This is a genomic window from Polaribacter sp. 2405UD43-2 (assembly GCF_058147125.1).
Map to the genome: position 1 here is coordinate 1 of NZ_JBYVJX010000038.1, position 280 is coordinate 280.

The window sequence follows — 280 nt, forward strand, 5'->3', positions numbered from 1 at the left end:
GCACCAGTAACTAACACAAAGCTTAACAACAAAACGGAGAGAACAATTAAAGGAGAATGGTATATTTCTTCTATTAATTATGTGGGTAAAGATTATTTAAAAGTAAAACCTTTTAATATTGAAGATTCTAAGTGTTTTGTTGGAAGTAAATGGACACTTGTTTCTAAGAATAACAAAGGAAAAATGAGTTTGAATAATACAAACTCTGATTGCAAAGATTTTAGCTCTCCAATAACTTTGTATATTAATAAATACAACGAATTTATATTAAAATTTATTC

The 280-nt window shown here is 26.1% G+C and carries 1 protein-coding gene; it reads left to right on the forward strand.

What is annotated here, in order from left to right; translation table 11 throughout:
* Nucleotides 1–280: lipocalin family protein (locus ACY2RX_RS14660; RefSeq protein WP_490104725.1), on the forward strand; the 280-nt coding region annotated here is incomplete at both ends.